Below are 24912 nucleotides of genomic sequence, written 5' to 3' on the forward strand. Positions count from 1 at the left end.
TTTTTCCTTCTGCATAGGAGAAGGTTTGGTTGGCGTTTACAACGGGGGCGGTGTCATCCGCATCCGTGACATTGACCGTAATTCTAAAGTCATCCGCTGTCAAGGTATTGGCAAGGACCGCTTTCAAAATACCCAGTATCTTTTGAGATCCATCTATCAAATCTTTCGTTTTGATAATGGTGTCATCTCCATTCTGGTCTAAGATGAGGTTATCAAAACTTTTAATCTGGCTAATACCAGAAATTATCACCTTATCATTCCCACGAGTGAAATCTAGAACCCGACTAGGAACAGTGGGAATTGCACCATTAACAATATAGAACTTGTCAGCTCCACCACCACCACTCAAGGTATTATTACCACCCTCTATGATATAGAGGTTATCATCTCCGTCTTCACCATAAAGTGTGTTATTGTTACCCTCCGCTACATATAATTGATCATTCCCAGCACCACCATAAAGTGTGTTGTTATTACCCTCCACCACATATAATTGGTCATTTCCAGCACCACCAATTAAGGTATCTGACCTTCCTGCATAAAGTTGATCGTTTCCTGCACCACCATCCAGGACGTTGTTTCCTAAACCATCACTGGCATCTAATATATCGTCTCCATCAAGTCCAAGTACATATTCACCTTTTTTGACAAATAACTCATCCTTGTTAGCAGTGCCAATTACTTCCACCAGATTATTAGGTAATTCAATTATTCCTAATTTCTCAGGAATTGTGGTAATGAAGTCATTGTCATTAACTATAGCTAGGGTATTGGCTGAAACTAGGGCTAAACCCTCTAATTTTTCCACGCCTGTATAGCCAATTTGTGCCGCATTAACTATCAAACTCTTATTCACAGGAATAATACCAGCAGGGCCTAATTCTGCTGGGGTTAACTGTTCAATGGTTTTACCCTGGGGTAAGGCGAGTTTACCAGTGTCATTAATATTCGTTGCACCAGTTAGGTCAATCTGATAGATCAGTTTGTTTGATGTTGTATCACTTCTATCATCTCTTTCCACTACTGCAAACCTAAAACCACCCAAGAAAACCGCGTCTCCAATTTTATCAGTCTTAGCATTACCAGCTCCCGTAATATCATCCAACAGGTAAAGATATTCACCAGTTACCTTTTCGCTAACTATGTCAAATTCTAAAATTCGCAAATTGCGGGAACCTCTGGAAGTTGTATCCCCCGTGCTGTCCGGATTATCAATTGGCGTTTGAATAAAAGCATATAGTTTGTTACCTGCTAAAGCTACCGCTTCAAACCCTCGGTTATTGCGTCTTTGAGCATAAACTTCTGGTAACACTTCTGTGCCAAAAGTTCCCACAGGTTGGTTTGACTTGGATGCAGTTCCCTGGGGAATAAATCGACTTACCAGTATACCATTTCTATTAAAACGATAAATTGCTGGACGGTATTCATCTACCATCCAATAATCACCATTATCCGCAACTACAATCCCTTCTAAGTCAGCACCTAAAGGATCATTAGGTAAAACTGTACCATTTAAATCAACACCAATCTCGTCAGTGTAAGCTGTATTACCTGCACCAGCTTGTACGTTTGGCAGTCCTGTCAGTGGAGTTTTACCATCCGCACGAAATAGCTTAGTTCTACTGGTAATGTTAATTTCCCCGCTGGCCTTATCCAGTTCAAAACTGACTATCTCTGGTTGAAAGTTGGGTAATAGAAAAGGTCTGTTTTGTCCTGTTGGCTCACCATTGGGACCCCTGTCTGTATGGGTGACAAATTTTAGGTTGCCATTATTTGCTACCCCCTGGAAATACAGTCCAGAAAATCCCCCTAAAAGTATATTCTGGTTTGTAGTTGTGGTTCCCAATGATGGCAGATTTTTAAATTCATAACTTGTTAATTTTGGTGTTGTCATTTTTCTTACTCTCTATAACTGACTTTTTGCTGATTAAACCTGATGTGTCACGCTGTTTTTATGGGCAACAATTAAATAATCGTCCTAGAAAAAAAATTATCTTAATTAGGTTAATTAATGATTAATGAGCGGTTAAGATGCGCACGAGACTAGGTAAAATTCAAAAAAAGACCACAATCAACCCGGAAAATCAAGGCAAATTTTTGGATGGGACTATAATGGGGTATTCTTGGAATTTATCAAATGATCAGCTATCTCAAAGGTATTGTTGCTGGAGTGCAAACTGGTAGTCCCAATCGCTGGATCCTGACTTTGGAAGTCAATGGTATTGGCTATGATGTCTACATACCACAGCGTTTGGCTAATCAGTTAACTAATAACGGTGATGTAGCCCATATTTTTACCCATTACCAAATACGAGAAGAACTACCTATACTCTATGGCTTTTCTTCTCCAGCAGAAAGAGACTTATTTCGACATCTACTTTCTGTAACTGGTATTGGTACAGCTATGGCGATCGCTCTCATAGACACTTTAGAATTACCAGAACTAGTTCAAGCAATTATTTCCGGTAATACTACTATGCTAGTTCAAACCCCGGGAGTGGGTAAAAAAACCGCAGAGCGTCTGTGTTTGGAACTCAAGGGTAAATTGGTGGAATGGCGCAAGTCAGCAGGGTTTTTCGTTGCTACTGGTGGTCCACCACCAGCTATTTTAGAAGAGGTGCAAATGACACTTTTTGCCTTGGGTTATACTCCTCACGAAGTTAGTCATGCTCTCCATGTTATCAGTGAAGATATCGGTTTGCCTAAAAATTCCTACCCCGAGGACTGGATTAAACAGGCGATCGCTCATCTTAGTAGCAATGAGACTGTGAGCAACTCTTAACTTTCCCATATCACCTAAGCTAATGAAAAATAATCCTTACAGTTGGATAGAGGAATCATTAAATACTATTCATCGGGCTGACTGGTATCGTTCTGTACAAACTATTAACAGTCCCCCGGGTGCAGTTGTGCTCCTATCCGGGCAAAAGATGATCAATTTTGCCAGTAATGATTATTTGGGATTAGCTGCTGATGATAATCTCAAAATGTCTGCTATAGAAGCCATTCGTCAGTTTGGTACGGGAAGCACTGGTTCCCGATTGCTCACTGGAGATCGTCAATTACACAGGGAATTAGAGCAGGCGATCGCATCTACCAAACAGACAGAAGATGCTCTGGTATTCAGTTCGGGTTACTTAGCTAATATAGGTACAATCACCGCATTGGTAGGGAAAAGAGATATCATATTTTCCGATCAGTACAATCATTCCAGTTTAAAAAATGGAGGGATTTTGAGTGGGGGAACCGTGATAGAATATCCCCACTGTGACATGACAGTTTTAGGAAAGAAACTACAGGAGGAGCGGCAAAAATACCGTCGTTGTTTAATAGTCACAGATAGTGTGTTTAGCATGGATGGGGATTTGTGTCCCTTACCAAACTTGTTAGATTTAGCTGAACAATTCAACAGTATGTTACTGATAGATGAAGCACATGCAACTGGGGTAATGGGTAAAAGTGGTGCTGGGTGTGTAGAGCATTTTAATTGTACGGGTAGGGAATTAATTCAAATTGGCACATTAAGTAAAGCACTGGGGAGTTTAGGAGGTTATGCTGCGGGGAGTAGCGCATTGATTGACTTTCTTAGAAATCGGGCTCCCAGTTGGATTTATAGTACAGCTCTGTCACCAGCAGACACCGCTGCTGCACTTGCGGGAATAAATATAGTGCAAAAAGAACCGGAACGAAGAAAAAGATTATGGGAGAATGTTAATTATTTACAAACAGTGGTGAAAGAGAACCTAGGGAAACTGAAAATATTACCAACCCAGTCCCCCATATTATGTTTTGAGCTACCTGATGCTGCAACAGCATTGCAGGTAGGAAAATACCTAAGAGAAGAAGGGATTTTTGCTCCAGCTATTCGTCCTCCCACTGTTCCCACAAGTCGGATCAGAATCACAATAATGGCAACCCATAACAGAGAGCAGATTGATAAGCTAGTGGATAGTTTGCAACGGATATCCTAACTGATGATAACACCAATAGAAGTGCGTAACCCCCGCACAGGTAAATTTGATTATGTGATTGTTCCCCCACCAACAAAACTGCTTTCCCAGCAATGTCATAGACTGCGTAGGGGACAAATCTCTTGGCAGGAAATTGGTGTTGAAGCAAGAATAGAAACTATAAAGCAATTTCGAGAAGCTATAGTATGCGAGTATAGTCTATTAAAAAATGCTTTAGTTAGTGATACAGGGAGATTAGGAACATCAACATTGGAGATAGATATTTTCTTAAATAACATTGATAAATGGTGTAATTTAGCTCCTCAACTGTTACAGTCAACGGCCAAAAATACATCGCTTTCCTTTATTAGTTTAAGACAACAACTAGCTCCCTACAGACTAGTTGGGATCATAAGTCCCAGTCATTTTCCTTTATTGACATCAACAGTTGATGCTATTCCTGCTCTGTTAGCGGGTTGTAGCGTAATTATCAAACCTAGTGAACTAACACCACGGTTTTTTGGCAATCTCATGACTATCATCAATAAAATTAATAAACTAAAGGATGTATTAACCTGTATTGAAGGTGGACCAGAGACAGGGGCAATTTTAATAGATGAAGTAGATCTAATTTGTTTTCGAGGTAGTTTACAAACGGGGAGATTAGTTGCTCAAAATGCTGCTAGGAATTTTATTCCAGCTTTTTTAGAATTAGGAGGGAAAGATCCAGCCATTATTTTAGAATCTGCCAATTTAGATTTAGCAGCTTCTGCAATTTTATGGTCAGCAGTTATGAATAGGGGTGGTTCATCAATTGAAAGAATTTACGTTGCGGAATCTATATATGAAGAGTTTTATCACTTACTAATCACTAAATCCCATCAATTAAAATTGGCCTATCCTGACATTAAAAGTGGAGAAATAGGACCAATTATGTCTGAAAATCAGGCCAAAATTATCAATAACCACCTACAAGATGCAATAAAAAAGGGAGCAGTAATTCATTGTGGAGGCAAAGTTGAAGAGATGGAGGGTACTTGGTGGTGTAAACCTACAGTCCTTACCCAAGTAGATCATTCCATGAAAATAATGATGGAACAAACCTTTGGTCCAATTATGCCCATCATGAGCTTTTCCACAGTTGCAGAAGCAGTGAATTTGGCTAATGATTCTATTTATGGATTGAATGCTGCCATATTTGCTGAATCAGAAGAATTAGCGGTAGAAATTGGTATGGAATTAGATGTGGGCGCCATTAGTATTAATGACGCAGGTCTAACAGCTATTATGCAAGAGGGGGAAAATCATCCCCTAAAATTTTCTGGTTTAGGAGGGTCTCGCATGGGTAACTCAGTTTTTAAAAAGTTCCTCCAAACCAAGGCTTTCTTAATAAAAACTAATAATCTTAACGATCCTTGGTGGTTTAATACAGAACAGTCTATTTAAACTCCCACACCCTCCAACTGTTCATCAGTCAACTCATACAACTGACGCAGTTGATTTAGTCTATTTTCATCCGCATTCCACAAACCTCGACCATGTGCTTCTAACATCCTGCTGACAATATTCCTAAATGCTTCCGGGTTAGCTTGACGCAATTTTTCCGCCATTTCCTGATCTAAAGCATAGGTGTCTGCTGCTTGTTCATAAACCCAATGGTCTCTAAAATCCACTGTTCCCCCCCATCCAATTAAAGCTGTCATCCGCTGGGAAATTTCAAAAGCACCTCCCGAACCTTGATTGGCCATGGAGTTAGCCCATTTAGGATTTAATAACTTAGTTCTGTACTCCATTCTTAATAAATCATCTAAATTCCTGGGTGTGGTGTCTTTAGAAAAACTCTCCACGAAACTAGCTGTCACTCGCTTTCCACTTTGCTGCTCTGCAGCTTTTTTCAAACCCCCCGTATTGGCATAATATTCTTGAATATCGGTTAAACCATACTCTACAGAGTCTATTTCCTGGACTATGCGATCGCTTGTCTTTAATAAGGTTTGTAATACCTCTGGTCTAGCTTGTCCTTTATCTTGACGACCATAACTAAAAACATTGCGACTCTCCCAGGTTTTGCCCAATTCATCACCACTATCCCAATTACCATCAACTACTCGGTCATTAACCAAAGAACCGAAATCACCGGAGGGGTTAGAAAATAATCTAGCTGATGGATTTTCTACTCCCTGTGCTTGTAAAAGCAAAGCATGTTTTCTAATAAAATTCCACTCTTGAGGTTCATCAATTTCTGCTGCTCGCAGAAATAAATCATCCAACAGTTCAATAATATTCACAAAGCTATCGCGGAAAATACCCGATAGATTACCCAGCACATCAATTCTAGGATGTCCCACAGTTTCTAGGGGTTTTAAATCGTATCTGACAATTCTTCCTGTTCCTTCCTTCACTGGTTCAGCACCTACCAACTCTAACAAAATCCCTAGGGATTCACCCTTGGTTTTAATTGCATCTAAACCCCATAATAAAACTGCTACAGTTTCTGGATAGGAGTGATGTTCTTGTAAGTGCTGGTCAAGGATTTTGCGAGCAATTTCCCTACCTCGCTCATAAGCAGCGGGGGAAGGCATTCTATAGGGATCTAAAGCATGAATATTTCTCCCCGTAGGTAATACACCCGGACCATCTCTCAACAAGTCTCCACCGGGTGCAGGGGGAATATACTCACCATTTAATCCTCGTAATAAGTTGGTTAATTCATCGGTGGACTGGTTTAATAAATCTATAATTAGATTTTCTTGGGATTTTTGGGATTCTTTTTGTAGTTCAGTTCCTTCCCCAAAATAGGCGTTCAAGTAACCGGTTAGTTCCTCCTCATTAGGTGGTTCACCTAAAGTGTGCAATCCGGAAGAAAACAGACGGTTTTCCAATACCTGTAGGTACTCATATAACTTCACTAAATAATGTTCAAAAGCATGAACACTAAACATTTTGACATTTTCTGGTGTAAAAGGAATTCCCAATTTTTTGGCATCATCGAAAGGACAATCAATATCCAAACCTGTATCAACAATTTTCTTGCAAATTCCGTCTTTTAAAACATAGTTTTTTTGTGGGTCTTCTCGATATTCAGCGATGAGATCTCGTAAACTTACTAATTCCTTATATAGACCTGCTCGACCATAAGGTGGCACATTATGAGAAATCAATACCCCATAACCACGACGTTTAGCCAAAATTGATTCAGAGGGATTATTAGCAGCATAGATATATAAATTGGGTAAATTTCCTAAAAGAATATCTGACCAAGAATAACCCGTATTCCCTAAAGGAGAACCTGGTAACCATTCCACCGTACCATGCATACCAAAATGCACCACTGCATCCGCTTGAAATTCATTTTGTAACCATTTATAATAAGCTGCATATTGGGGATGGGGAGTTAGGTCTCTTTCAAACATTAACCGCATGGGATCCCCTTGAATCCCTAAAGGTGGTTGAATGCCAATCCAAATATTTCCTAATTGCACACCACCAATATGTAATTCATCTCCATAGGTTTTAATCCCTGCACCGGTCAAAGATTGCCATTGTTTTTCAATTCGGGAAGTGCGAAGATAACCTAACCACTTTTCTAAGGTTTTGACATTCACCGTATTAGTTTTAGTGGGGAAGGGTTTATTTTTTTCCCAGGTTTCCAATTCTTCATCCACCACTTTTACTTGTCTAATTAACTCTTCCCCATCTTGGGGAATTTCACCCACTGTATAACCCTGTTCTTTGAGTGCATGAAGTAGTTTAATCAAACTGCGAGGAACATTTAATAATGCAGCAGTTCCCACCGCACCATAACCGGGAGGAAAACCATAAAGAATAATGGCAATTTTTCTCGCTGATGTTGGTTTTCGACCTAGAGCAACCCAGTTGATCACCCTATCAATTAATCTTTGCACTCGCTCAGGTACTAAGTATATATTTTCCCCCACTAGTCCACCTAGGGGAACTGTATCAATTGCTCCATCTAGTTCCGGTAAGGCATACAAAACTACACTTTGTAAACCTCCAATTCCTTGACGAGTCCAAGAGTAAATATCTTGAATTAGTAGGGGTGCAGCCACAATGTAGGGAATGTTCTTAGCCATAAGAATGCGTTTAGCCACTTCTACTTGTCTTCCCGCTTCCATGGAACCAGCTGGTCCACCCACTAGGGGAAACCCAATGGTGGAAACTAGGATATCAACTTTTACTGCTTCGATGGATAGTGAGGGTGTTTCTATATTTCCCTTTTGTCTCTCTTGACTTTCATAATCCGTTGTCAGCCAATCACGAACCGCCACATGACCTTCTACACCGTTAATGAAAATAGGTAGGGGTATTAAACCTGAACTTTCAAATTTTTTAATTAGTTGAGGAATATAATTTTGTTTAGTAATAACGTGCTTTCTATATAGTAATATGGCAACAACGGGTTTTCCTTGGATGTGACCATCTCCCCCATACCATTCTAAATATGCTCTCGGTGACAGAAAAAAACCTGGGTAGTCTGGGTGTAATAAACCCATGTTAGGTGTTTCTATAGGTTCGGGAATATTCTCCACTTTCAAACCTAAATATTTTTCCGCCAGGATCCAAAATAAAGCTGCTACATTTTCTTTCCCACCCGCATTCCAGTAACCGTAGATGATTAACCAGTTGCGCAGGTCTTGAACTTTTTGTACTGGGACAAATTTTAATAGTTTGGGCCCCAGCTTGAGGAAACTAATATAACCAGCAAGTTTGTCTTCTTCTTTACCATTGCTGAATTTATCCAGGATGAACTTAATCGGTTTTGGCATCCCCGCAGGTTTGTCACCTATGGAGAACTTACCTATTTGGGTCAAACTCATTAATTCTAACGCTGACTCAAAAATTAGTCGGATGGGAATATGACGAATATGCTCCCTTAACCACAAAACCTGATCATAATCAAAGATTAAACTGCCAAAAAATACATCGGCATTTTTAAGTGCATTTTTAATCTCTTCTTGGTTTGTACTAATATTGCGATCGCTAAACACATGAATATCTAGGTCAGAACAGCGAGAACTAGCCAAAAGAGCTGCTTTTCTGTATAAGTCGGCATTAAAAGATTCAAACCCAGCAATTAAGACAATCCGTTTCATGCTATCCAAACTCTTAGATTTATTAAATATTTACCTTGATCTTAAACATTCTTAGCTGGTTTCGGGAGAATATCTATCATGGGAGTGAGTTATATTGGATTAGTTGAACCACGAATCTTATCATAATTCATGAAATTTGGCATTGATATAGGTCATAATTGCCCTCCAGACACCGGAGCTGCAGGTATTAGGTCGGAAGACAAATTAACCATGGAAGTGGGCAATAAAGTTATCTCTAAGTTAAGAGGTTTAGGTCATCAGGTGATACCTTGCAAACCCGATAGCGCTTCTTCTGTGAGTCAGTCTCTGGGTAGACGTTGTGATATTGCCAACCGTAATAGAGTTGATGTTTTTGCTTCTATTCATTTTAATGCCTTTAATGGAAAAGCAAATGGCACAGAAGTACTTGCTGGAAGTGATGCGGGAAGAAAAATTGCCCAATCCATAGTGAATGAAATTGTTAGTTTAGGGTTTTTTAACCGTGGCGTTAAAAATGGATCTCATTTATATGTACTGAGAAACACTAATATGACAAGTGTTCTCATAGAATGTTGCTTTGTAGATTCAGCTAAAGACATGCAGCTGTATGACGGGGAAGCAATGGCTAATGCTATTGTTAAAGGGTTAACTGGCAAACTACCAACCACTCCTGTGAAACCAGTGGAAGATGTAACTGGTGATAAGGATACTAAGGAGAATAAGGATACTAGTATTTTGAGGCTACAAAAAGCGCTCAATCAACTAAAAATTACTGATAGAAATAATCGACCACTGACGGAAGATAACTTTACAGGACCTGCGACAAGTTCTGCAGTAGAAAAGTTTCAAAGAGTTGTGGGTATTATTCCTACAGGAATGGCAACTCAAACTACCTGGGATGCCATCAATCAGATATTGGCAAAACGAACAGTTCAGGGGAATCAAACTAGTGGACCAATCATGAGATATTTACAATATCGTGTGGGTACAACGCCCGATGGTATTTATGGTAGACAAACAGAAGCAGCAATTAAGAGATTTCAACAGCAGAATGGTTTAACCGCTGATGGGATTATTGGTCCTGCAACTTGGACTAAGTTAATAGGGTAGAGCTTGGTAGAAGTTACCTGATAAGTGCTATACTAATCAGGTAATAATTCTCACTTCTCCCATGCCCATGGTTGTTTTGCGACCAATACCGGAAAAAAGGGCGAATTTGGCTAAAATATTCGCTATACGAGCTTGTTGCAGATCTGGAAAAAAATATTTAACCCAACCCACACAACCTATTTCTCTACGGGTTTCTATGGAGCTGTTAATTTTTAAAAACTGGGTTTTTAAATCAAAAGCTAAAGCTAAACTTTGCCATTGAATAGAAGAAAAATGTAGCTCTGGGGGTGCAAAATAGTTCCAACGATGTAGTAGGGTGTTAAATACCAAGTCTGGTAAGGGAAAAGGTTGAATATTGCGATGATGCTGTAAACTAGTGGGAGAAATAAAATTTAGCACGATCTCAGAATTAAAATTAGCAATATTTGCCAAACTTTCATAGTTAGAAATATTGACTAAATTATGAGAATTAGGTACAGTATAAATACCGCGAATGATAAAGGGAAAATTATCCAAATAAATAGATGGAGTTTGATACATTTCTATGCCTTGTAACAAGGGTTGTATTAAATTACCATTTAACAGAGAAATACGAATCAAAAATCTATCCCCTAGTCTTGTCCCATCTTTACGCCGATACCCAATGAGTCCAGATAAACTAAATGATGATTCTTGACTATTGGAAACTGATTCAGCTAGATAGGAATTCCCTATGCTTAACCAGTCGATAAATTGAGCATAAATTGCCTCATTTAGTCTTGTAGGAATGGGTTTTTCACTTGCAGCGCCCAGTTCAATAATTAAACTTTGTAAAACCATATTCTTAGATCAATATCCCTGTGCTTGCACCATAACCCACTCTCTTAGGTAAGCAAGTTTGGTCTGGTAATTGATAATAATCTCCCATTAATTGTGCTTGGCTTAACAAGCTGGAGGGTGACATAAAAATCCTATTATAAAGTAATAATTTGGTGGTTCGAGATAAATCTATGGGGTTTAAAGGATGTTTACTAACATATTCTCCAGATTTTTGTTTGAAGTCTGAGATAATACTGGTTTCAACTTTAATTTTTGCTGACCATTTACCCAGTCTAATCCAGTGGGGAATTGTAATTTCATGGGGAGCAAAAATATAGGTTTTAAAGTGACTACCTACCGCTAATTCTTTGACATTGCTATACTCATGATAGCAAGGAATTTGGGCAACGGTGTTAACTTGATATGACCAGCTAATTGGTAAAGCAGGAAAGACATAAATTCCAGCTTGATTTAGATGAAAAAGACTTTGCTCTTGATTGGTATCTAAATAAGTAAGTTCTGGAACTACTTTACCCAGGAGACGGTAAGAACGAGGAATATAATCTGTTTCAAAAAAAGCAAAACTCAATGCCCAATTGTGCAGATATTTCTCGGTTTCATACAGGTTACCAATTTCACGATTGGCAAGAAATACATTATCATGTAATTTTAAATCACATTGATAAATCATCATAAATTTAATTGAGGTTTACTAGAGGTTAACTAATTGATAGTTGCTACTATCTAGACTAATAAAATTTCTTTTTCTAAAAGGTAGACTGGGGATAATTTCTTTGCCTCTTGAAGACCAAGAATCACCATAGATTTGAGCATAAATTTTTGTCTGTTGACAAAGTGTGGTCATCACAGTTTTTAATTTAGTCTCATCTTGATAAAGGATGGAAACTTCTGTTAGTAGGTCTGTTAACTGTGATCCTGTAATTATCCTAGTCTTGCGTACCGGTTCTTGATTTAACAGATTATTGCTTACTTCCGTAGCTTTGGTAATTAAGTCCACCAAGGAAGTATTAAGATCTGATTTAAAAATATCATATAATGCTTGGGTAAAATGAAGATTACTGAATATTTCACCATCACAAAATACAATGCCAATTACATGATTGGACATTTTACTAATTGTTAATTCCCGCCCTATATGAGGGGGGTTATGCAATAAATTGCCCAAAACATATAAAAAACTCTCAAAAGTAGGATCACACAAGGTTTCTAGGGTAGGAAAGGTAATTTCGGTAATAACATCATTTGATTCGTCACCGAGAGAAAAAGATGAGTCTGAGTAGACTTTTGCCAGCTCTATTCCACTTTCATTACCAGCAAATCCGTAAATAATACAATCTGGGCATTTTTTACAGCAGTTTTCACCATTACAAAATTTATCTTTATCCTTGGGGTTATCACTAGCTAAACCAAGGGAACACAATAGTTTCCTTCCTGCTAATCTTGCTGATGTGGTTTGTTGATGCTTCAACATTACTAGTCTATTAATCATATCACTAGTTTGTATTCCTGCTCGTGTTCGTACTGTGCTTAACACTCCATCGGGTTGTAATATAGGAAAGCATTGACTGTGACGCAACATTACAAAATGGACATATTTACCAGATGCTAAACGGGGTAAAGCTGTGGGAAATTCTGGTTTGATACTGTGTAAAAAACTGTCTAAAAAACTCATCTTTTTGGATCCTTAGTGCTTTTTGATTTTGCAAACATGCAAATATCTCGCAAACTCCTACTTTTCCTCTAGTTTCGAGTATAGGAGCAGTAAATAAATTTTCATTTTAGGGTAAGTGTTTACTCTAGGTATTTACTTGATGCAACTAATCTAATACTTCCTGATTGGGAGTTGTTATCAAAAAATGACCACATCTCAAAAATTTTTGGGTTTATAGATTAGAAAAATGATGTTAATTGACATCATCAAATCAAAACTTTGTTTAACACACAAAAATACTTTTTAAAAACAAGTGGTAATAAATCCTGAAATTAAGATGTATAATTATTGCTGAATTAAACATTGTCTATCCCAGTCAAGATGTCATCAAATAATGCTAGTCCATGGAATCAAATAGGATTCGCACTAGAAATATTGAGACTCCTCGCACAAAAGTCCCGAAAAAAATCAGAATTAATGTTATTGCTAGGGGAACGGGGTTTTGCAGATGGGGATCTAGGACAAAAGATCACCCGCACCGTAACTAAGTTGAGGGGTTGTGGTTTTGAAATTAAATCAGCGCCAAACCAACCATATAAATTGGTGACATCAGATTTCCCCGTAATTATAACAGAAGAACAACGACAAGCTTTAGCTATGGCATGTGAATTACTAGCAAGTCTGGGGTTTTCTGCGGAGGCGGGACATATTTACAGAATTGCTAACTCGGAAAATCGCATATCCCACAAACTGACAACGGATTTTCACCCACCTACGAATTATAGTGAAGATAAGATTCAGGAAATAGTACAGGATCTACAAAATCGGATTGGGAAAAAGCGTCGATTTGTTGTTTGGTATAGAAGCAGAAATGGTAATGACAAACAGTGGGACTTAGACAAGTCGGAATTAAGACTGCATAACGGAGTCCTTTATTTATTTAGTATAGTTCCGAGTTTTGTTGGTCAACACATTCACAAAACACCTAATCCAGAGCAGAATTGCACTTTAAGGGTAGACCGTATTACTAGGGTGGGTTCTTCTTCCCAAATACCTTGGACTTACACCAAATTTCCCACTTTGAAAATTCAATATCGTCTGACAGGGAATTTAGCCAATTATAAACCGCGTCGTCCCTATGAAAAAATTATTTCTCCTCCTGATAAGATAGAGCATGTTGATATTGAAACACAAGAAGATTGTATTTTCTGGTTTCAGCAAAGAATTTTACAATATGGCGCTAATGCTAGAGTTCTACAACCAGATTGGTTAGTAAAAATAGTGATGGAAAGTTTAAATAAGGCACATAGTAATTATCAATATCAGGTCACGGGAAGTAGGTAATAAGCCATATTTCCTATTCCCCATTTGCAATCTCTAAAATTTCAACGTTTATCAACTAATTGAATAGTTGTTGCTTGTGGTCCTTGCTCTCCTTCTTCTTGGGAAAAATGAACACAAGCACCTAGTTTTAATTGATTAAAATCTTGATGTAAAACACTATTTTTATGAAAGTATATTTCCCTCCCATCTAGGGCTTGTAAAAATCCATATCCATCTTCTTTAAATAGTTTTGTGATGAAACCTCTACTCTCCCGTGTTTCTTCATCTCTATCATATTGCTCACTGGCACGTTGCATTTGGGTAAGTTTAGATAGTTGATGAACCATGGCATCAAAAGTTTGTCTAATTACTGCATCCAGAGGTTCATATCGAATACTCTCACCAGGATTTTTTTCTGCTACTAGTTCATGACCAGGAGGAACAGTTAGATCAATTCTTACCCGATAGGGAGAACCACTCCGAGGACGATCATGGCTTTTTTCTATGGCAATATGACAGCTATTAATGTAATTACAAATATTTTCCAATTTGGCTATTTTCTCCCGAACCAATTTATCAATTACCTGGGATTTATCTAGGTTACGATAGGTGATTTCTGGTGCAATCTTCATACTTTTATTATCCTAATATGTCAAACACCCACTATAGAGCTACTTAGTATGATTTCAATCATACCCAGGAAGGAATCTTTACCATTTCTTCTCTACTCAAATGGAGATCCTAATTTAAATGGGTAATTCAAAGATCCGACTTTTAAGTAAGTAAGTTGGCGTTAAAAGACCAAACTATGTAAAGATAAATAAATAGGGTAAGTGGAATTAAACATGAACGTAGGTTGGGTTGAGGAACGAAACCCAACGCCCCCATGGGTTAGCGGTAGGGTAACCCATCCTATAAATAATCGTCCCTCCCTACTTACCTCTCCGGGAAAAACTATATCTATCATTGGTAATGGTTAGTCTATTATCACTCCTAAAATGCTAACATACCCTAATGTCAGTACGACTGGAATTTTTCGGTGATGATCACAATCATATCATTAGGAATAATCAAATGGTAGATAATTTAAAAAGTCAAGTAGTTACTCAAGGAGTACAACGATCACCTAACCGCGCTATGTTGCGAGCTGTTGGCTTCCAAGATGGGGATTTTAACAAGGCTATTGTCGGTATTGCTAATGCTTATAGCACTATTACACCTTGTAATATGGGAATTAATCAGCTGGCACAAAGGGCAGAATTGGCTGTTAAAAATGCTGGTGCTATGCCTCAAATTTTCGGTACTATTACTATCAGTGATGGCATCTCTATGGGAACGGAAGGTATGAAATACTCTCTGGTCTCCCGGGAGGTAATTGCTGATTCTATAGAAACTGCCTGTAGCGGACAAAGCATGGACGGGGTAATAGCTATTGGTGGCTGTGACAAAAATATGCCAGGTGCCATGCTGGCGATCGCTCGCATGAATATACCTGCAATTTTTGTCTATGGTGGCACTATTAAACCCGGACACTATAATGGCAAGGATTTAACTGTTGTTAGCTCTTTTGAAGCGGTAGGACAGTACAGTGCGGGTAAAATTGATGAGCGAGAGCTTTTAGAAGTAGAACGTCGCGCTTGTCCTGGTGCTGGTTCTTGCGGGGGAATGTACACAGCTAATACCATGTCTTCAGCATTTGAAGCTATGGGTATGAGTTTACCCTACTCTTCGACTATGGCTGCTGAAGATGAAGAAAAAGCAGACAGTACGGCAGAATCTGCTTCTGTACTGGTAGAAGCTATTCGTAAACAAATATTACCCAGACAGATTATTACCCGCCAATCTATAGAAAATGCTATTTCCGTAATTATGGCAGTGGGTGGCTCAACAAATGCAGTATTACATTTTCTGGCTATTGCTCGCGCTGCTGGTGTAGAACTTACCCTAGATGATTTTGAAACCATTCGGGGTCGGGTTCCAGTTTTATGTGATTTAAAACCCAGTGGTAAATACGTGGCTACAGACCTACACAAAGCTGGTGGTATTCCCCAAGTCATGAAAATGCTTTTGGTTCATGGTCTCCTCCATGGTGATTGTCTAACTATATCAGGACAAACCATAAAGGAAGTTTTAGCACAAATACCTGATGAACCAAATCCCCAGCAAGATGTAATTCGTCCTTGGCATAACCCCATGTACCCCCAAGGACACCTAGCTATCCTCAAAGGTAATCTGGCTAAGGAAGGCGCAGTGGCTAAAATTACAGGGGTAAAAAACCCGGCAATTACTGGACCTGCAAGGGTATTTGAATCGGAAGAAGCCTGTTTAGATGCTATTTTATCTGGTAAAATCCAAGCCGGAGATGTGATTATTATCCGTTATGAAGGACCCAAAGGCGGACCGGGAATGAGGGAAATGCTTGCTCCTACATCAGCGATTATCGGTGCAGGTTTAGGTGATTCAGTGGGTTTAATTACCGATGGCAGATTTTCTGGTGGTACTTATGGCATGGTAGTTGGTCATGTTGCTCCAGAAGCAGCTGTGGGTGGAAATATTGCCTTGGTGAAAGAGGGTGATAGTATTACTATTGATGCGAATGCTAGACTATTACAGGTAAATGTGTCGGATGAGGAACTAGCCCAACGTCGAGCTAGTTGGCAACCTCTTCCACCTCGTTATAGTAAAGGCGTATTAGCAAAGTATGCCAAACTGGTAGCTTCTAGTAGCATTGGTGCGATTACTGATTTTGACTTGTTTAATTAGGTTAGTTAGAGTTACAACTGACCTTACTAGCAAGATTCGACCAAAAATGAGAATCAATTGCTTGGCAGGTTCAAGCAATTGATGTTAAGATAATACTTGTACAAATTAGATCATTAGAGACAATTGTGGCAGTAAAACCAGAGTGGTTGCGGGTAAAAGCACCCCAGTGGCAACGTGTAGGTAACATCAAAGAGATCTTGCGGGATTTGTCCCTGAATACGGTTTGCGAGGAGGCCTCCTGTCCCAATATTGGGGAATGCTTCAACGCTGGAACCGCCACATTTTTAATTATGGGTCCTGCTTGCACCAGAGCTTGTCCTTATTGTGACATTGATTTTGACAAAAAACCTAAATCCTTGGATCCCACTGAACCCTCAAGACTAGCAGAAGCTGCGCGCAGAATGCAGCTCAACCATCTGGTAATTACCTCCGTAAATAGAGATGATTTACCCGATGGTGGTGCATCCCAGTTTGTCAACTGTATTAATTCTGTACGAGAGGTATGTCCTAATACTACAATAGAGATTTTAATTCCTGATTTATGCGGAAATTGGCAAGCTCTGGAAAGTCTGCTACAATCAGTGCCAGAAGTGCTAAATCACAACACGGAGACGGTGCCAAGACTGTATCGGAGAGTGCGTCCCCAGGGAGATTATCAACGGACAATGGAATTATTACAACGCTCCCGCCAAATTTCACCCACAACCTATACTAAATCTGGTATTATGGTGGGTCTGGGTGAAACAGATGAGGAAGTTCGTCAAGTTATGCAGGATTTGCGAACGGTCGGTTGCGACATTTTGACTATCGGTCAATATCTCCAACCTAGTCCAAAACATCTCCCAGTCTCTGAATTTATTACCCCTGAACAATTTGCTACCTGGCAAGTTTATGGTCAGCAACTGGGGTTTCTACAAGTTGTTTCTTCCCCTTTGACCAGAAGCTCCTATCATGCGGAACAGGTCAGAGAGTTGAGGACGCTTTTTCCAAGATAAGTTATGCTAGTTAATGAAAAAAAATTTAAATCTATCCTTATTTTAGGTGCAGGTGCTTGGGGAACAACTCTGGCAAAATTAGCTCGTGTGAATGGCAATCAAGTGACCGTATGGTCGCGTCATGGATCCCAGCATTTAGGTCATCTTATCAATAATGTTGATATGGTCTTATCCGCTGTTTCTATGAAGGGTGTTCGTGAAGTGGCTTCACTAGTTAAGTCCTTTCCTGTCTCTCCCCACACTATATTTGTCACAGCTACTAAAGGTCTAGATCCAGAAACCACTTGTACACCCTCCCAAATTTGGCAAACAGAATTTCCTAATCATTCTATAGTCGTACTCTCAGGGCCTAATTTATCCCAAGAAATTGCTCAAGAATTGCCTGCTGCTACCGTGGTAGCTAGCAAAAACAATATGGCAGCTCAAGTCGTGCAACAAGTCTTTTCATCTAGTCGATTTCGTGTGTATACTAACCCTGACCCGGTAGGTGTGGAACTAGGTGGAACGCTCAAAAACGTCATGGCGATCGCAGCTGGGATTTGTGACGGACTGAACCTAGGAACTAACGCTAAAGCAGCCTTAGTAACTCGTGGCTTAGCGGAAATAATTCGCATTGGAGCAATTTTTGGTGCGAAAACGGAAACTTTTTATGGTTTATCCGGTCTAGGGGACTTGTTAGCAACTTGTAATAGCCCTCTAAGTCGTAATTACCAGGTTGGTTATCAATTGGCCCGTGGAAAAACACTGGCGGAAATTCTTGCCAATCTACCTGGAACAGCGGAAGGGGTGAATACCTGCTACGTCTTGATGCATCTATCTCGAGAACAAAGTATTCCTATGCCCATCACCCAACAAGTTTATCGTTTATTAGAAAGCCTAATCACCCCTCAACAAGCATTAGAAGAACTGATGTTAAGAGGTATGAAGTCCGAGTATCACGAATAGGGTTTTTACCCCCCACCCCAAAACACACTACAAAAGGTAAAGTTAATCCCAGACCGTCCGTCAAATCACCCTAATCATGACAATGAACAACAATTTTGACCTTTTTTTCACCCCCTCTTATCTCCCAAAAATTACCGGAAGAAATTGTTAAATTGTCAGGAAAAGACTTTTCCGGTCATGTAAATGTAACCATGTAGTTTATCCACAGCAAAATCACTGGAAATATCCTCCCGCTGAGTTAATAAAACCACTTAGCCAGATTCCCAGAAAATACTTGCTGAAGATAACTTATCTCGAATTGCATACCTTAAAAGCAACTAAAGTATAATTTGTTACGGTTTATCACAGTTTTGTTCAAGCATAAGATTAGGAAGAGTTGAGACCTGACAGTGAGGAGTAATGATTTTGGGTAAGGGTCTTCATCTTTCTGTTTGCCATTATGGCCAATTCCCAACAGATGACTTCTAGATTAGTACAACTCATAGACCGTAATTTTAGCTGACCCTCATTGTTACCTGGAGCAATAAAAAAGTTATGTTAGCCATATCGCTAGATACAGAAGTGGAATACAATCCCCAACAGTCTCATCTGACATTACCTGAGTTAGACCTTATTAATGTAGGTGATGTCAATACTGATGGGGGGGATCTATCGGAGGAGCTGTCCTTAGATGACCTACAAGACATAGAACAGGAAGAAGATATAGAAATAGCTGCTGTTGACCCTCAAAACCTAGTAGGGAACAACCGTCGCAGCACTGACCTAGTAAGAGTGTATCTACAAGAAATTGGCAAAGTCAGATTATTAGGAAGAGACGAAGAAGTTGGAGAAGCACAAAAAGTGCAGCGACATCTGAAAATCAGATTATTACTAGCCAATGCAGCTAAACAAGGTGATGCTCTAGTCGTTCCCTACCTACAATTAATTCAAGTACAAGAGCGTTTGGTCTCTGAATTAGGACATCGTCCTTCCTTAGAAAGGTGGGCTAGTACCGCTGGGATCAAACTGGCGGATCTCAAACCTACATTATCGGAAGGAAAAAGGCGCTGGGCGGAAATTACCCAGTTGACAGTGGAAGAATTAGACCAGATTCAGTCCCAGGGAATACAGGCCAAGGAACACATGATTAAGGCGAATTTGCGCCTGGTAGTATCCGTCGCCAAAAAGTATCAGAATCGTGGTTTAGAACTATTGGACCTGGTGCAAGAAGGAACTTTGGGTCTGGAGAGAGCAGTGGAAAAATTTGATCCCACCAAGGGCTATCGTTTTAGCACCTATGCTTACTGGTGGATCCGCCAAGGGATTACAAGAGCAATTGCCACATCTAGTCGCACTATTCGTCTTCCTGTTCACATTACAGAAAAACTCAATAAAATCAAAAAAGCACAGCGCAAAATAGCACAGGAAAAGGGAAGAACACCGACTTTAGAAGATTTGGCCCTAGAACTGGATATGACCCCTAACCAAGTTCGGGAAGTATTGTTGCGCGTTCCTCGTTCTGTCTCCCTAGAAACCAAGGTTGGTAAGGATAAAGACACAGAATTAGGAGAACTCCTGGAAACAGACACTATTACTCCAGAAGAAACCTTGATGCGAGAGTCTTTACAAAAAGATATACACCATTTGCTATCAGACCTAACCACAAGAGAACGGGAAGTAATTTTGATGAGATTTGGTTTAGCTGATGGGCACAGTTACTCCCTGGCTGAAATAGGGCGTGCTCTGGAACTTTCCCGCGAAAGGGTCAGACAAATTGAATCTAAGGCTTTGCAGAAGCTCCGTCAACCTAAACGGCGCAATTTAGTTCGTGATTATTTAGAGTCTCTAAGTTAGACAATACTAAGATTAAGGTTCCCAAACCACCTGGGTAAGGGAGCTTTAATTCTTTGTTTTTTGTCCTCATCTAAAGTGGCATTAATGCTCGCTGACACCGAGGACAAACAGCATGGATAGTTAACTGACAGTCCAAGAGTTGATAACCTTCTTTCTGTGCTGTTTTTGTACCTATTTTCAAAATAGATTCGTTTTTGAACTCAATCGTAGCATTACATTTCACACAGATTAGGTGATGGTGATGATGGGGATAGGGCTGATTTAATTCATAGTGCTTATGCCCCTCACCTAGTTCTAATTCCCGCAGAATTCCCAGTCTAGCCATCAACTTGAGTGTCCTGTAGACAGTGGATAGACTTATGCTTTCACCCTCATTTTCTAGGCGATAATGAAGATCCTCTGCGCTTAAATGTTCACCCTGGGGTAATTCTTGAAAAATATGTAGAATTGTTTCCCTTTGAGGAGTTAAACGCCAGCCTCGATCGTTTAGTTCTGCCTTAAGCGAACCAGTTGTGTAGACAGTCATACTAAATATTCTCAACAAAGCCTGCTAATTGACAATATAACAAACCCCAGGACTGATTTGCAATAGTCGAGACCTATTGACAATATTTATCAAGATAGTTCATTCTACCAGGGACTCCGCCTCATGTACCAGGTTTCTCAAGGTCTCTAAGGTTTCTAGACTGACATTTTGCCATAATCTCCTTTGGTGTGCTTCTAATAACCTTTCAGCTATATCACGCAAGGCCCAAGGATTCTTTTCTCGAATGAATTCACAAACTTTTGTATCTTGTAAGTAACTGTCAAAAATTCCTGTATACATGTAGTCTTCTACACATTGAGTGGTAGCATCATAACCGAATAAAAAGTCCACTGTTGCTGCTATTTCAAAAGCACCCTTATAACCATGGCGCATTACCCCTTCAATCCACTTGGGGTTAATAACCCGGGAGCGATAAACCCTGGCAATTTCCTCTTTCAGTTTGCGGACTTTTGGTTGGTTCGTATTGGCATGATCTCCAAAATAGGTTTCTGGGTTTTTACCCTGAATAGAACGAACTGCTGCGGTTAAACCTCCTTGAAATTGATAATAGTCATCAGAATCAAGTAAATCGTGTTCTCGATTATCTTGATTGTGTAAAACGATTTGCATTTGCTTTAAACGTTCTACAAAAATTTCAGTGTTAGCAACTGAAGATGGTGACTCCACAGTTCCCAAGTAGGGATGAGAACTCCAATTAATATAGGCCTGAGCTAAATCTTGGTCACTTTGCCAATTTTGAGAGGCTATTAAACCTTGAATTCCCGTACCATAGGTTCCTGGTTGGGAACCAAAAACACGATAAAGAGATTTTTCTGTAGCCACTTCTAAACTTAATCCCTGCTGGGTCCACAGGTCAATATCTTGTCGCACAGCAGTTACTAGGGGATTTTCCTCTGGTGGTTCATCCAAATTTGCCACTGCTACCACTGCTCGAGAGAATAGGTCGATTAAATTGGGGAAAGCATCCCGGAAAAAGCCAGAAATTCTCAAAGTAACATCCACGCGGGGACGACCTAAAATGGACAGGGGTAAGATTTCAAAGTCTATAACCCTTCTTGCTGCACCATCCCAAATAGGTTGTACGCCCAATAGGGCTAAGGCCTCAGCAATGTCATCACCTCCGGTTCTCATGGTGGAAGTTCCCCACACTGATAAACCTAGAGTTTTGGGATATTCCCCCTGTTCTTGAGTATAGGTTTCAATCAAGTTTTCCGCCGCTTTTCTACCTACATCCCAAGCTGTTTCTGTGGGGATAGCTCGAATATCCACAGCATAAAAATTCCTACCTGTAGGTAGCACTTCTGGTCTCCCTCTAGTAGGTGATCCAGATGCAGCGCTGGGGACGTACTTACCATCTAATCCCCGCAGTAAATTACCTATTTCTTCGGTGGTCTTTTCTAGAGCTGGAAGTAGTTTTGATTCTATCCAGTTCACAACTTGTTGAGTTGAGGACTCGTCTTGGCTAGTGTTGGTTCCATGTAACTGATTTTCTATAATTTGAGTGACCAGAAAAGCAGCTTGTTCCTCCAGAAATTCTACCACATCGCCCTGGGTGCGACAGGACTTTATTTCCATCTCCCTGGAAACCCAATTGGGTAACGGAGTTGATGGTGGATGAAATATGTCACCATATTTTGCTGTTAACGGGTCAATATTTAATCCCCAGTCTTGAGCTATAGCACGGGTGATTCCCGGAGAATGACGGTTGGGAATCCGGGCGATCGCCACTATTAAGTCTCTTAATTGTCTCCCCTGGGGAACTTGTCCAAAAATGTGTAACCCGTCACGGATTTGTGCTTCTTTAAGTTCACACAGATAACCATCTAAAGAGTTTAAAATGGCAGATTCAAAGTTAAGGATATCTTTTTCGTCTTTGATCCCTAAATCTTGGTAAAGATGTTCTTGGATCACTAACTCTTGAATACGCTGTCTTAATGTGGGTAGTCGGGAAGGATCTAAGGTTTCTGCTTCATAATACTCATCGATTAAATTTTCTACCTTTTGTAGGGAACCGTATAATTCCGCACGGGTCATGGGTGGGGTTAAATGGTCAATAATCACCGCTTGAGAGCGACGTTTAGCCTGGGAACCCTCTCCGGGATCATTGACAATAAAAGGGTAAAAGTGGGGTGTTGCTCCAAAAGCTACTTCAGGATAACAGCTATTTGATAGGGCCACACTTTTACCGGGTAACCATTCTAAATTGCCGTGTTTTCCTAGGTGAATAATGGCATCACACTTAAACACTTCCCTGACCCAATAATAAAACGCTAAATAATTATGGGTAGGTTCTAAATCTGGCGCATGATAATTTAAACTGGGGTCTTGTTCATAACCTCGTGCGGGTTGAATCCCCACAAATACATGGCCAAAACTCACTCCACAAACTGATATCCCCCTTGATTCCCCGGAATTCATCACCTCCCAATTCCCCCAACGCTTGAGAACTTCTTCCTGAACGGATCTGGGTAATGTATTAAAATATCTTGTATATTCTTCAAAGGAAACAGATTGATTTACATGCTTCCAATCCCGACCTTCCGGATCATTGGTCACCCCAGCGGTAAGAACTTTGATTAGTTCATCACCGTTTTTGGGTATGGCACTCACATCATAACCCGCACTCTCTAAAGCTAAGAGAATTTCTATACAACTAGCAGGACTATCTAAACCTACCCCATTAGCCAATCTGCCATTGGTGTTAGGGTAATTTGCCAAAATTATAGCTACACGCCTTTCTGAGGGCATTTTGCGCCGTAATCTCAGCCAATTTGCCGCCAAATCTACCACAAAATTAATGCGATCGCCCACAGGTTCATAAACCACCACATCGGTTTCTAAACTGGAATTGCGAGTTTGTAAAGTTTTAAAAGATACAGCTCTAGTAATAATTCTGCCATCTACCTCTGGTAAGGCCACATTCATAGCCATGTCCCGGGGGGTCAAACCTTGCAGTTGGGATGTCCATTGTTCTAGGGGACCACCAGAGAGGATGACCTGAAAAACTGGAACATCCAATTTTTGCCAAAGTTCAACCTGGGGTGTTTCTGTCTCCAAACGTGCTAAGGAAAAACTCGTGGTGTTGAGTAATAAATCAATATGGTGATTCTCGCAAGATTGGAATAGGTGGACTAATTGTTCGCTCACACCCGGTTCCCGCAAGGAAGAAACAAAAACCGGGACTGGATGCAGATTTTTTCTCACTAGAGCATGACACAAAGCATCAATTACACGAACATTACCTGCCAAATAATGAGCGCGATAGAATAAAATACCTACTCTGGGTAATTGGGAAAAATCTAACTCATCCAGGGATTTACTACTTTCCGGTTTTGCGGGTTCATATAGTCCTACCCTGGGGACAGCTTGTGGTGGTGCTGGGTGAAATCCAGTGGAGAGACAATTATCACAGACAAATAACAAACCATTCAGAAAGTTTTCCGTGCCACCTTCTTGAAAATACTCCCACACCTGACGAACAATTTTTTCAGAAACAGTAGACTTAGATATTAAATCCAGATCAAGAGCGTCGTCTCCTGGCATTACAATAAGACTAGTGCAGTTGGTGGCTACAATTTCTTGTACTACCTCCAAACCATAAGCCCAATAGGAACCCCCTCCTAGTAGACGTAAAACTATTACCTGAGCAAGTTCCAACACTTCTTCAGCGTAAGTGTCTATGGTCATCTGTTGCTGTAATTGCAGCAGATTGGCAACTCTCATCTGGGGAAATTGAACGGGCAATTTTGGCACTGTTGTGGCTAGGGTTTGTATATCTGTGTCAGCAGCAGTGATAAATATAAAAGGGGCTGGGGTTTGTTCCAGAAATATCAAACTTTCTGATTCGTTCCACCCACCCGGTGTGGCATTGATACGATGCATA

At 40.1% G+C, this 24912-nt stretch carries 17 protein-coding genes and 1 pseudogene; 10 read left to right on the forward strand and 8 right to left on the reverse strand.

Annotation, left to right across the window (positions count from 1 at the left end):
* Positions 1-1885, reverse strand: a pseudogene (locus tag ASL19_RS17605) (esterase-like activity of phytase family protein); the annotation flags it as partial.
* Between the two features lie 252 nt (positions 1886-2137).
* Here ASL19_RS17605 and ruvA point away from each other — a divergent pair.
* The 3 genes from ruvA to ASL19_RS11340 are packed head-to-tail and all read left to right on the forward strand — an operon-like array spanning position 2138 to position 5396.
* Entirely contained in the window at positions 2138-2782 is a 645-nt protein-coding gene (gene ruvA / locus ASL19_RS11330; protein WP_006276467.1) for a Holliday junction branch migration protein RuvA, read from the forward strand.
* Between the two features lie 22 nt (positions 2783-2804).
* Positions 2805-3971, forward strand: a complete 1167-nt coding sequence (gene bioF / locus ASL19_RS11335; protein WP_057178428.1) for an 8-amino-7-oxononanoate synthase — start codon at positions 2805-2807, stop codon at positions 3969-3971.
* A 3-nt stretch (positions 3972-3974) separates the two neighbouring features.
* Positions 3975-5396 carry an aldehyde dehydrogenase family protein gene (locus ASL19_RS11340; protein WP_057178429.1) on the forward strand — a complete coding sequence of 474 codons (1422 nt, stop codon included), beginning with the start codon at positions 3975-3977 and terminating at the stop codon, positions 5394-5396.
* Here ASL19_RS11340 and bchH read toward each other — a convergent pair.
* The gene (gene bchH, locus ASL19_RS11345) at positions 5393-9064 is read right to left on the reverse strand and encodes a magnesium chelatase subunit H (protein ID WP_057178430.1); all 3672 of its coding nucleotides are present in this window, start codon (positions 9062-9064) and stop codon (positions 5393-5395) included. The genes ASL19_RS11340 and bchH overlap by 4 nt on opposite strands.
* Positions 9065-9193: 129 nt before the next feature.
* On the opposite strand from bchH, the gene ASL19_RS11350 reads away from it, so the two are divergent.
* Positions 9194-10153, forward strand: a complete 960-nt coding sequence (locus ASL19_RS11350; protein ID WP_057178431.1) for an N-acetylmuramoyl-L-alanine amidase — start codon at positions 9194-9196, stop codon at positions 10151-10153.
* A gap of 36 nt (positions 10154-10189) precedes the next feature.
* On the opposite strand, the gene cas6 is transcribed toward ASL19_RS11350, so the two are convergent.
* Genes cas6 through cas7d form a run of 3 tightly spaced genes read right to left on the reverse strand, consistent with a single transcriptional unit; the run spans position 10190 to position 12644 of the window.
* Positions 10190-10972, reverse strand: coding sequence for a CRISPR system precrRNA processing endoribonuclease RAMP protein Cas6 (gene cas6, locus ASL19_RS11355; RefSeq protein ID WP_057178432.1), 783 nt, complete (start codon positions 10970-10972; stop codon positions 10190-10192).
* Between the two features lie 4 nt (positions 10973-10976).
* Positions 10977-11645, reverse strand: a complete 669-nt coding sequence (cas5d, locus tag ASL19_RS11360) for a type I-D CRISPR-associated protein Cas5/Csc1 (RefSeq protein WP_057178433.1) — start codon at positions 11643-11645, stop codon at positions 10977-10979.
* 18 nt (positions 11646-11663) lie between these two features.
* Positions 11664-12644 (reverse strand): type I-D CRISPR-associated protein Cas7/Csc2, encoded by a 981-nt coding sequence (gene cas7d / locus ASL19_RS11365; protein WP_057178434.1) that lies wholly within the window; start codon positions 12642-12644, stop codon positions 11664-11666.
* Positions 12645-12986: 342 nt separating this feature from the next.
* Between cas7d and ASL19_RS11370 the strand changes: the two genes are divergently transcribed.
* Positions 12987-13967: a YafY family protein gene (locus ASL19_RS11370; RefSeq protein ID WP_235528987.1), complete on the forward strand. Its 981-nt coding sequence runs from the start codon at positions 12987-12989 to the stop codon at positions 13965-13967.
* Between the two features lie 41 nt (positions 13968-14008).
* On the opposite strand, the gene ASL19_RS11375 is transcribed toward ASL19_RS11370, so the two are convergent.
* Positions 14009-14578, reverse strand: coding sequence for an HPF/RaiA family ribosome-associated protein (locus ASL19_RS11375; RefSeq protein WP_057178435.1), 570 nt, complete (start codon positions 14576-14578; stop codon positions 14009-14011).
* A gap of 213 nt (positions 14579-14791) precedes the next feature.
* On the opposite strand from ASL19_RS11375, the gene ASL19_RS18830 reads away from it, so the two are divergent.
* From ASL19_RS18830 to sigC, 5 genes are all read left to right on the forward strand, one after another.
* Positions 14792-14926, forward strand: a complete 135-nt coding sequence (locus ASL19_RS18830) for a hypothetical protein (protein ID WP_255356459.1) — start codon at positions 14792-14794, stop codon at positions 14924-14926.
* Positions 14927-15020: 94 nt separating this feature from the next.
* The gene (gene ilvD / locus ASL19_RS11380; RefSeq protein ID WP_057178452.1) at positions 15021-16709 is read left to right on the forward strand and encodes a dihydroxy-acid dehydratase; all 1689 of its coding nucleotides are present in this window, start codon (positions 15021-15023) and stop codon (positions 16707-16709) included.
* A gap of 125 nt (positions 16710-16834) precedes the next feature.
* On the forward strand, positions 16835-17704 hold the full coding sequence (gene lipA / locus ASL19_RS11385) for a lipoyl synthase (protein ID WP_006277048.1): 870 nt from the start codon (positions 16835-16837) through the stop codon (positions 17702-17704).
* Between the two features lie 3 nt (positions 17705-17707).
* Positions 17708-18649 carry an NAD(P)H-dependent glycerol-3-phosphate dehydrogenase gene (locus tag ASL19_RS11390; protein ID WP_057178436.1) on the forward strand — a complete coding sequence of 314 codons (942 nt, stop codon included), beginning with the start codon at positions 17708-17710 and terminating at the stop codon, positions 18647-18649.
* 534 nt (positions 18650-19183) lie between these two features.
* Positions 19184-20482 (forward strand): RNA polymerase sigma factor SigC, encoded by a 1299-nt coding sequence (gene sigC / locus ASL19_RS11395; protein WP_235528988.1) that lies wholly within the window; start codon positions 19184-19186, stop codon positions 20480-20482.
* Positions 20483-20552: 70 nt separating this feature from the next.
* Here the strand turns inward: sigC and ASL19_RS11400 are convergent, their stop codons facing one another.
* Complete coding sequence (locus tag ASL19_RS11400) at positions 20553-21008, reverse strand: Fur family transcriptional regulator (protein WP_057178437.1); 456 nt, start codon at positions 21006-21008, stop codon at positions 20553-20555.
* Positions 21009-21107: 99 nt separating this feature from the next.
* A complete protein-coding gene (gene cobN, locus ASL19_RS11405; RefSeq protein ID WP_057178438.1) occupies positions 21108-24911 on the reverse strand; it encodes a cobaltochelatase subunit CobN in 3804 nt (1267 codons plus the stop codon).
* Position 24912: the final 1 nt, after the last annotated feature.

The sequence above is a fragment of the Cylindrospermopsis sp. CR12 genome (genome assembly GCF_001432185.1).
In the GTDB taxonomy this organism is placed as follows: Bacteria; Cyanobacteriota; Cyanobacteriia; order Cyanobacteriales; family Nostocaceae; genus Raphidiopsis; species Raphidiopsis raciborskii.

Excerpts from the sequence above, each read along its gene's own strand:
- ruvA (WP_006276467.1), top strand. The coding sequence starts at position 2,138 with ATGATCAGCTATCTCAAAGGTATTGTTGCTGGAGTGCAAACTGGTAGT.
- bioF (WP_057178428.1), top strand. The coding sequence starts at position 2,805 with ATGAAAAATAATCCTTACAGTTGGATAGAGGAATCATTAAATACTATT.
- ASL19_RS11340 (WP_057178429.1), top strand. The coding sequence starts at position 3,975 with ATGATAACACCAATAGAAGTGCGTAACCCCCGCACAGGTAAATTTGAT.
- bchH (WP_057178430.1), bottom strand. The coding sequence starts at position 9,064 with ATGAAACGGATTGTCTTAATTGCTGGGTTTGAATCTTTTAATGCCGAC.
- ASL19_RS11350 (WP_057178431.1), top strand. The coding sequence starts at position 9,194 with ATGAAATTTGGCATTGATATAGGTCATAATTGCCCTCCAGACACCGGA.
- cas6 (WP_057178432.1), bottom strand. The coding sequence starts at position 10,972 with ATGGTTTTACAAAGTTTAATTATTGAACTGGGCGCTGCAAGTGAAAAA.
- cas5d (WP_057178433.1), bottom strand. The coding sequence starts at position 11,645 with ATGATGATTTATCAATGTGATTTAAAATTACATGATAATGTATTTCTT.
- cas7d (WP_057178434.1), bottom strand. The coding sequence starts at position 12,644 with ATGAGTTTTTTAGACAGTTTTTTACACAGTATCAAACCAGAATTTCCC.
- ASL19_RS11375 (WP_057178435.1), bottom strand. The coding sequence starts at position 14,578 with ATGAAGATTGCACCAGAAATCACCTATCGTAACCTAGATAAATCCCAG.
- ASL19_RS18830 (WP_255356459.1), top strand. The coding sequence starts at position 14,792 with ATGAACGTAGGTTGGGTTGAGGAACGAAACCCAACGCCCCCATGGGTT.
- ilvD (WP_057178452.1), top strand. The coding sequence starts at position 15,021 with ATGGTAGATAATTTAAAAAGTCAAGTAGTTACTCAAGGAGTACAACGA.
- ASL19_RS11390 (WP_057178436.1), top strand. The coding sequence starts at position 17,708 with ATGCTAGTTAATGAAAAAAAATTTAAATCTATCCTTATTTTAGGTGCA.
- sigC (WP_235528988.1), top strand. The coding sequence starts at position 19,184 with ATGTTAGCCATATCGCTAGATACAGAAGTGGAATACAATCCCCAACAG.
- ASL19_RS11400 (WP_057178437.1), bottom strand. The coding sequence starts at position 21,008 with ATGACTGTCTACACAACTGGTTCGCTTAAGGCAGAACTAAACGATCGA.
- cobN (WP_057178438.1), bottom strand. The coding sequence starts at position 24,911 with ATGCATCGTATCAATGCCACACCGGGTGGGTGGAACGAATCAGAAAGT.